This is a genomic window from Pseudorhodoferax aquiterrae, assembly GCF_014652235.1.
Lineage (GTDB): Bacteria > Pseudomonadota > Gammaproteobacteria > Burkholderiales > Burkholderiaceae_C > Pseudorhodoferax > Pseudorhodoferax aquiterrae.
Window position 1 is genome coordinate 139,026 of sequence record NZ_BMYK01000014.1, and the last position, 7,543, is coordinate 146,568.

Consider the following 7,543-nt stretch of genomic DNA (forward strand, 5'->3'; position numbering starts at 1 on the left):
CGGAATTGGTCCACCAAACGACCAAAGATTGCCGCTTTCGCAAGTTCGCGGGCGTTTTGAGCGAAGAATTTCCAGATTTTTCATGGCGACTGGATGTCAACGTTCATCACCGCTCAAAAAAAGCGCCGGATCAAGCCCCGAGGTCCGCAACACGCCGATTTTCGCGAAATTCATCGGCTAAAGTCTGTCTTTGCAGCGATAAGCGATCACGCGGAGTGCTTGTGGGAAAAAACGATCCGTTTTCGGAGCGTGAGCACAATCAAAATGCAACCCAACTTGATGACATGAACCACAACATGCTCCGCTGTTTCAGCCTTGGAATAAGCGTTCCGGAACAAGTGGATCGGGTGCACCTACGGCATCTCATGTGGTCGAATTCGTCGGCTCATCCTCGCGCGCTCGAAAATTGAATCAATTTTTGATACAACGAAGCGTTCCTTGGCAAAGTTACCCGTATCGCCCATTCAGATGACAGACCCGCACCACCATCAAGCTTTACGACAATCTTCGCCGATCCAAATCAAAAATTTTTATCCCACTCCCACGAGAGGCGCAAGATAAGGGCCACAGTCTCAAGCATTCGCACAAGCCTCTACTACTGTGCTATCCCATCGGCCACCGTGGCCTAATAGAGCATGTCGGGAGGCCACAATTCTCCTTGCGCCGACCAAGCCTTCGGCGAAGGGGGCAACACGTTCGGCCGGAATGGACGCAAAGCAATCGAGGAACAGACGCGACGCTCACGCGGACAGCACTTTGTACCAGTGAATGACGAAAAAAATCATCGCCAGCGCCCAACTGCCTACGACCATCACGTAAAACAGGACACTCATCCTGTCGGGGCAAAAATTAACAAAATCCCGAAATAGCTTCTCCACCACTTACCTCGCCATCAGAGTGCGTAGCAGCTTATATTATGCTCCTTAAGACGGCATAGCAACCAATTCCCCCCACCAAGAGAAATTGCGACTGCTTGATTATTTCTCCTTCGTCTGGCAGACGGTTCAGAATCCTGCCACCCCCTGAATCCGCGTCACGATCCAACGAGGCCAAAGTACAAATCATTATCAGAAGACAGGAGTAAACAAGTAAACAGACAAAAACAAAGTAAAAGCGGCCTGATAGCACTGGAAGTGCGCTCGATGCCTTGATGTCAAAAATGCAGAAATAGACAACGTGGCCGAGGGCCAAAGCAACTGCCCGTCTTTCATTGCGCCGCGAAAGGGGTATTTTTGTTTTCCATCGCGCTTGCCTGGAAACACGTAATGGGTGATCACAATGAATACAAAGGGCAATGCGATTAGCAACGCGACAGCCGAGAACACCCAACTTGTGTAGCTATTAGAAATATCCATTCAAGCAACGTCGTACCAAACGAGACAACAAACGGCCAGCCCAAGCGGGCCACGGAAGCAAAGTATCCCCACTCGCTGCGCAGATCAGCGGGAACGCCCTCGCTGCAACTAAATTTCTTCCGCAGTGCGATGAAGAATCAGTTGGCCGTGTGGAGGCATGCTCCGTAGGACCGAAAAAGCGACCAAAGCCAAGTCCCAAAAGATGAGCTCAGCCATTCCCAAAGGGAAGCGCTGAGCAGCCAAAACATCGCTTCACCTCCGCACCTGGCATGCCTAAAGTCCCGTCCACCGTCAGCTCTGGCCAGCCGGCCCGCGGCGACATCCCGACAACGAAGGAGCACGCATGCCATCCCCCACGCCGCCATCAGCGGTCGTCGCCCCGCCCTCGCCCACATCGCTCCCGCTCACCGGCATCCGCGTGCTCGAGTTCACCCACATGGTCATGGGCCCCACCTGCGGCATGATCCTCGCGGACCTCGGAGCCGAAGTCATCAAGGTCGAGCCACCCGGCGGCGACAAAACCCGCAAGCTGCCCGGCCTGGGCATCGGGTTCTTTCGCAGCTTCAACCGAAACAAGAAAAGCATCGTGCTGGACATCACCAGCGAAGAAGGCCGGGACACCGCCGCCGAGCTGGCCGGCCAGTGCGACGTCGTGCTCGAGAACTTCCGCCCGGGGCTCATGGAGAAGCTCGGTCTGGACCACGCCACGCTGTCCGAGCGTTTCCCGAAACTCATCTACGTCACCCACAAAGGCTTCCTGCCCGGCCCGTACGAGCACCGCCTCGCCCTCGACGAAGTCGTGCAAATGATGGGCGGCCTCTCGTACATGACCGGGCCGGCCGGCCGGCCCCTGCGCGCTGGCACGAGCGTCAACGACATTATGGGCGGCATGTTCGGCGCCATCGGCGTGCTGGCCGCGCTGCGCGAACGCGACCGCACCGGCCGCGGACAGGAGGTGCAAAGCGCGCTCTTTGAGAACTGCGTCTTCCTCGCCTCCCAGCACATGCAGCAGTACCTCATGACGGGCGAGGCCCCGCCGCCCATGCCGTCGCGCGTGTCGGCCTGGAGCGTGTACGACGTGTTCACGCTGGCGGGCGGCGCGCAGCTGTTCATCGGCGCCGTCAGCGACAAGCAGTTCGCCACGCTGTGCCAGGTGCTGGGGCGTGAAGAGCTGCTGCAGGTTCCGGGCTTTCGCGACAACGCTTCGCGCGTGGCGGTGCGCCCGCAGCTGCTGGCCGTGCTGGGCGAGATCCTCGCGCAGCACCGGGTCGAAGAACTCACGCCGCGGCTCGAGGCCGCTGGCATCCCGTATGCGCCCATCGTGCGGCCCGAGCAGCTCTGCGACGATCCGCACCTCAAGCAGAGCGGCGGCCTCGTGCCCATGGCCACCGACGACGGCGGCACGACCGAGGTGGTGCTGCTGCCGCTGACCCTGGGCGGGCGCCGCCCCGGCGTGCGCATGCCGCTGCCCAAGGTGGGCGAACACACCGACGAGATCCTGGGGGCCCTGCGGCAGCAGCACGCCACCCACTGAGAATCCAACAACGGAGACAGACGATGAACACACCGACCCGAATCTTGATCCGCCGCCGCGGCCTGCTGGCCGCCGGCGCCGCGGTGGCGCTGCCGGCCCTGGCCCAGAACGACAAGCCTGTGCGGCTGATCCTGCCCATCAGCGCCGGCTCCGGCGTGGACGTCATCGCGCGCGCCGCCTCGGCGGCCGTGGGCAAGGCGCTGGGCGCACCACTGGTGGTCGAGAACCTGCCGGGGGCGGGCGGCATCACCGGCGCCGCGGTGGTGGCCAAGGCCGCGCCGGATGGCCTGACCTTGGGCATGGTGTCGAACAACCACGTGATCAACCCGGCCGTCTACAAGAAGATGCCGTTCGACGCGATCGCCGACTTCACGCCCATCAGCGTGATTGGTGCCACGCCGCTGGTGCTGGTGGCCGGCAAAGGTGTGGCGGCAAGCAACGTCAAGGAGCTCGTGGCGCTGGCCAAGGCCCAGCCGGACGCGCTGAACTACGCCTCCTCGGGCAACGGCACCATCATCCACCTGGCCGGCGAGATGTTCGTCGAGCAGGCCGGGCTGCGCGTGCGCCACATCCCGTACAAGGGCACGGGCCCCATGGTCAACGACCTGCTGGGCGGCCAGGTGCAGTTCGGCGTGGTCGCACTGCCGGCCATCCAGGCCCACATCAAGAGCGGCATGGTCAAGGCCATCGGCCTGTGCGGCGCGCAGCGCTCGCCGGCCGCGCCCGAGATCCCGACGATCGCGGAGCAGGGCCTGCCGAACTACGACGTGGAGGGCTGGGTCGCAGTCATTGGCCCTGCGAAGCTGGCCGAGGCCGAGGTCAGGCGCGTGCACGACGCCTTCGTGCGCGGCTTCGCCAGCCCCGAGGTGGTCGAGGCCATGGCCAGGCAGGGCAACGTGATCCGGCCGACCTCGCCCGAGGAGGCGGCCAGGTTCTTCCGCAGCGAGGCTGCGCGCTACGCGGAGCTGGCCAAGAAAGCCAAGGTTGTGCTGGAGTGAACGCGTTGCGTCCTCTAGACGTTCGGAAATGCCAGCTTCGCGCGCCGGCGCCTCCGGCACCGGCTGACACATCGACTTTGAACCTTCGTGTGTCCGCGCCAATCACTTACGCCCACAGCTAGCGGCTAAAATCGGTCAGGCGCTGCCCCGAGGCGCCTTCTCAGAATCGCGTACTCCTACAGAGCCCTAACTCATGCATACAGGTTTGGCTGTTGATTGAGACACTCGAAAACATCCCAGGGTATTTGAGCGCCTTGATAGGCTCCTCCGAAGTGGTCGAATCTCATTACCTCGAGCGTGCTTACCATGGCACATCCAAGGTGGCGCCGGACGATGCTCGCCGGGAATTGGGCCTTCCCCGTCGCGGGGACGTGCTGGATCTTCTGCTTCATGTCGAGCCTCCACCGCAGTGGGACACGGAGCGCTCGGCATTCCGAGGCACGGTTCCTTTTCCGGCATATCCTGCTTTCCCACACCAGTCGGCCGCCGAATGGGCAGCCGAACACGGCTGGGTTTATGAAGTGTGCGGCTTTCGTGGTTACGAGTTGAATTCACTGCTCGATTTAAGGATACCCAATGGAAGAGGTGGTTTTAGAAGGCCGCTGATGCAGGAAAACGAGACGGCCATTCCAGCTCGTGTACCCTGTCGTTTCATTACCAAGGTTGGGCAAGTGCTGCAAGGGCGGTCAGGACTGGTGGTCGAGTGGTGCACTGATTGGAGTTGCTCATGAACACATATTCCACCGAGGTGGTCAACGGAGGGGCTGCAAGACCACGTGCGCGGTGGCCTGAGGCTCTTGTGGAGAAAGTCTCCGGAGCCATCAAAGGGCGAAAGGCGTTTCCACCGGAAATCGAGAAAATTCGTGTGTCGTTTGAGGGAAGGGACATTGAACTATTCGATCTTCGTGACGCGCCGCTCGCAGGACGAGACTTCACGAACGGCGACCTTAGTTACACCGCGCTCGACGGTGCCGACCTTTCTGGATGCAACTTCACTGGAGCTTGGCTGCAGTATTGCCGATTGAACGGTGCATCTCTCAACGAAACGGTTTTTTATCAAAGCCAAGCTTCGCCGGTGGATGCCCGAAAAGCTGATTTCCGCGGATCGCGGCTATCAAAAAGCTTTTTCATGTACTCCGATTTTTCCTGCGCTGTGCTCGACCGTTGCAAACTTGATGGAAACTTCTTTGAAGGCGCGTGTTTGACGAGCGCGTCCTTTAACGGAGCCTTCGGAGCAGACTACGATGCTGTTAAATCACAGTCCTTGACTGGGGATAGGCTTGTACCCGAGCCTGCGGGACGGCCCAGCTCGGCTGCGTTTTTTCAAATCCTATCGGATTGGATCGATGGCGAAAAGCAACGCGGAGCACCCATCGGCTACACCGATTGCGCCCTGACGATCAAACTTGGCCGGGCCGTCTTGACACGCAACGAAGACATCGCGGCGAGTTCGATCCAAGAGCACATTGAGGTGTCCGCTTATCCTCTGGCGATGTGGCTGGCCAAGTCATGGTGGCGACTTGTTTGGGAGCCGCTGCCCAAACTGTTCAATGCCCAGCCGCCTCAGGGGTGGCGAAATAGCCATGAGATGGTCGCAGCCGGCGAAGGTTTTCTTTGGCCGCAGGTGGTTTTCGCTTCCGACACCGAAACGATGCAGATCTCAGCCAGCGCGGAGGAAGATGACATCGACCGGCCCATTCGATTCCTGACAAGGGCCAGACAGTCTCTTCGCTTGGGTTCGTTTGAATCAAGCCTGGACTCCTTCGTTTCGAACGTCTTGAACCGACTGGAGGGCCGAGCACATCGCGGAACTGATCTGAGGACGCTTTGGGACTCTGTCGTAGGCGAACGGCACGACCCGATTGCCACGCGGTATCGAAAGATGGAAGCGGCTATGGGTTACGACGTGAGAGAAGCGCCGCGCGATTTCATCGAAGAAGTTCTCAATTTTCGCGAGAGCATTGGCAGCGACGCGTTGGCCGAGCTGGCGCCTTTGTACGGGCGCTTCGGAGGCGGCGAGTCGCTAGCCCATCTCGCTCAACTGCGAGAGGCGCCAGGCCTTCTAGGAAAGCCGAATCTGCCTCGGTTGACTTCGAAGGCCGTCGGAGCGGACGATCGTCCCTGGGTCCGTGCAGTCGCCGCTGCACAGGAGCTGCGCCGCCAATCAGGGGTCGTCGCAGACAAGGTTTCCGATCGATCGCTCCTTGACCTGCTGGGCGTTCACAGTTCGCAAAGTTGGGAACCGAGCACCTCCCGCACATCATCCGTCGGTGTGCCACTGTCCCAGGGGCAGGTTCGGTTTGTCCCGCGAAAGACCCATCCTAATCCTCAGCGATTCGAGATGGCGCGGTTCTTGGGCGACTTGGTCCATACCGAAGGGCAGCATAAGTGGCTAGCTTCGACCGATCTGATAACAGCGCGTCAGAAGTTTCAACGAGCGTTCGCCGCCGAGTTTTTGTGCCCTGCAGACCGTTTGCTAAGCTTCCTCAACGGCGATCATTCAGACTCCGCGGTGGAGGACGCAGCAGTCCACTTCGCTGTTGGCGAACAAACCGTTCGATACGTCTTGGCAAACAACGGAAATCTGGGGATGGACAGTCAGTTCGGGCGGCACGCAGCGCTGTACGCTTAAGCAACAGGGTTTGGCAACGCGAAGCTGGATCCTCCAGATGCTGTGGGTCTAAGGAGCCCGTACCTGCTCCCGACCAGGCCAGCCGCTCAGCGGCTTTCAGTTCTCGTACCGCTCTTCGATGGCCGAGCTAGGCACCAATCGGATAGCGCATCGGATGCCTTCGGTGGGGCCATCCCAGCTTCGGCGTAGCACGACCACCTTCGCCGCATCCATCGTCTGAGAGCCTGAGAGTTTTTCGATTCTGGAGCAGCAAGACGCCACCGCTGCCTGCAGTGGTGGCGAACGCCAGTGTGCAGTGAGCATACACACAGTGGTAGATGCTGTTGGCGTTGGGCGTGAAGGCCACCGATCGTGGCTGTACGGTGCTCTGCGCTGTGCGGCGCAACGCCTTCAGGCCAGGCCGGCTGCCGCTGCAGACGCACCAGTGCCCCAACCGATGAGTTGCGGCGCCAGCGCGGCCGTCCTCATCAGGTTGTGTGCCAGCGCATACCACCAGGCCACGCACTTGACCTTGCCCAGCCCGCGCACCGGCATGCGCAGCAAGCCGCGGTTGCGCGCTTGCGCGTTCACGCACTCGGCCGTGGCCGCCCTGTCCTTGTAGATCGCTCGGGCCGCATCGGTGCCCATGCGCTGGCGCCACTGCGCCACAGCTTCGCTGTCGCCGGCCTTGGGTTGGAACTGGCTACCCGGTGCGGGCGGATCCTCGTCGTCACCCTGTCCTTTGCCTTTGGCCGCCCTGGCATGGGGCACAGGCGCGTAGACCTCGGTTTTGTCAGCCACTGAACCGCCCCGGTTTTGAACTGACCCCCAGAAGTTGGACGGTCACGATGCCGCCGTTCAGGCGGTGCTTCTCAATCGGTACGCCACCGGACTGACCCCTGCAAACCGAGCTTGATGCGCTCGTGGTTGTAGTAGTGGACGTAAATGCACGCCCGTTTCAAGCGCATCAATGCTGTCGGGCTTCTCGAGATGAAAGTACTCGGCCTTCAGGGTGCCGAAGAAGCTCTCAATTGCCGCGTTGTCG

4 protein-coding genes and 2 pseudogenes are annotated in these 7,543 nt (G+C 60.6%); 4 read left to right on the forward strand and 2 right to left on the reverse strand.

The features are described from left to right. Positions 1-1,698: 1,698 nt before the first annotated feature. From IE209_RS20465 to IE209_RS20480, 4 genes are all read left to right on the forward strand, one after another. A complete protein-coding gene (locus tag IE209_RS20465) occupies positions 1,699-2,889 on the forward strand; it encodes a CaiB/BaiF CoA transferase family protein (RefSeq protein WP_189688756.1) in 1,191 nt (396 codons plus the stop codon). Between the two features lie 23 nt (positions 2,890-2,912). After that, on the forward strand, positions 2,913-3,887 hold the full coding sequence (locus IE209_RS20470; protein WP_189688757.1) for a tripartite tricarboxylate transporter substrate binding protein: 975 nt from the start codon (positions 2,913-2,915) through the stop codon (positions 3,885-3,887). A gap of 212 nt (positions 3,888-4,099) precedes the next feature. Continuing rightward, positions 4,100-4,618 (forward strand): hypothetical protein, encoded by a 519-nt coding sequence (locus tag IE209_RS20475; protein WP_189688758.1) that lies wholly within the window; start codon positions 4,100-4,102, stop codon positions 4,616-4,618. Then, positions 4,615-6,519, forward strand: coding sequence for a pentapeptide repeat-containing protein (locus IE209_RS20480; protein WP_189688759.1), 1,905 nt, complete (start codon positions 4,615-4,617; stop codon positions 6,517-6,519). Before IE209_RS20475 ends, IE209_RS20480 begins: the two co-directional genes overlap by 4 nt. A gap of 390 nt (positions 6,520-6,909) precedes the next feature. Here the strand turns inward: IE209_RS20480 and IE209_RS20485 are convergent. Together IE209_RS20485 and IE209_RS33940 are read right to left on the reverse strand one after the other, a co-directional pair. After that, a pseudogene (locus tag IE209_RS20485) lies at positions 6,910-7,302 on the reverse strand (transposase); the annotation flags it as partial. 68 nt (positions 7,303-7,370) lie between these two features. Continuing rightward, positions 7,371-7,543, reverse strand: a pseudogene (locus tag IE209_RS33940) (IS3 family transposase); the annotation flags it as partial.

Coding starts and splice junctions, on each gene's coding strand:
- IE209_RS20470 (WP_189688757.1), top strand. CDS start 2,913: ATGAACACACCGACCCGAATCTTGATCCGCCGCCGCGGCCTGCTGGCC.
- IE209_RS20480 (WP_189688759.1), top strand. CDS start 4,615: ATGAACACATATTCCACCGAGGTGGTCAACGGAGGGGCTGCAAGACCA.
- IE209_RS20465 (WP_189688756.1), top strand. CDS start 1,699: ATGCCATCCCCCACGCCGCCATCAGCGGTCGTCGCCCCGCCCTCGCCC.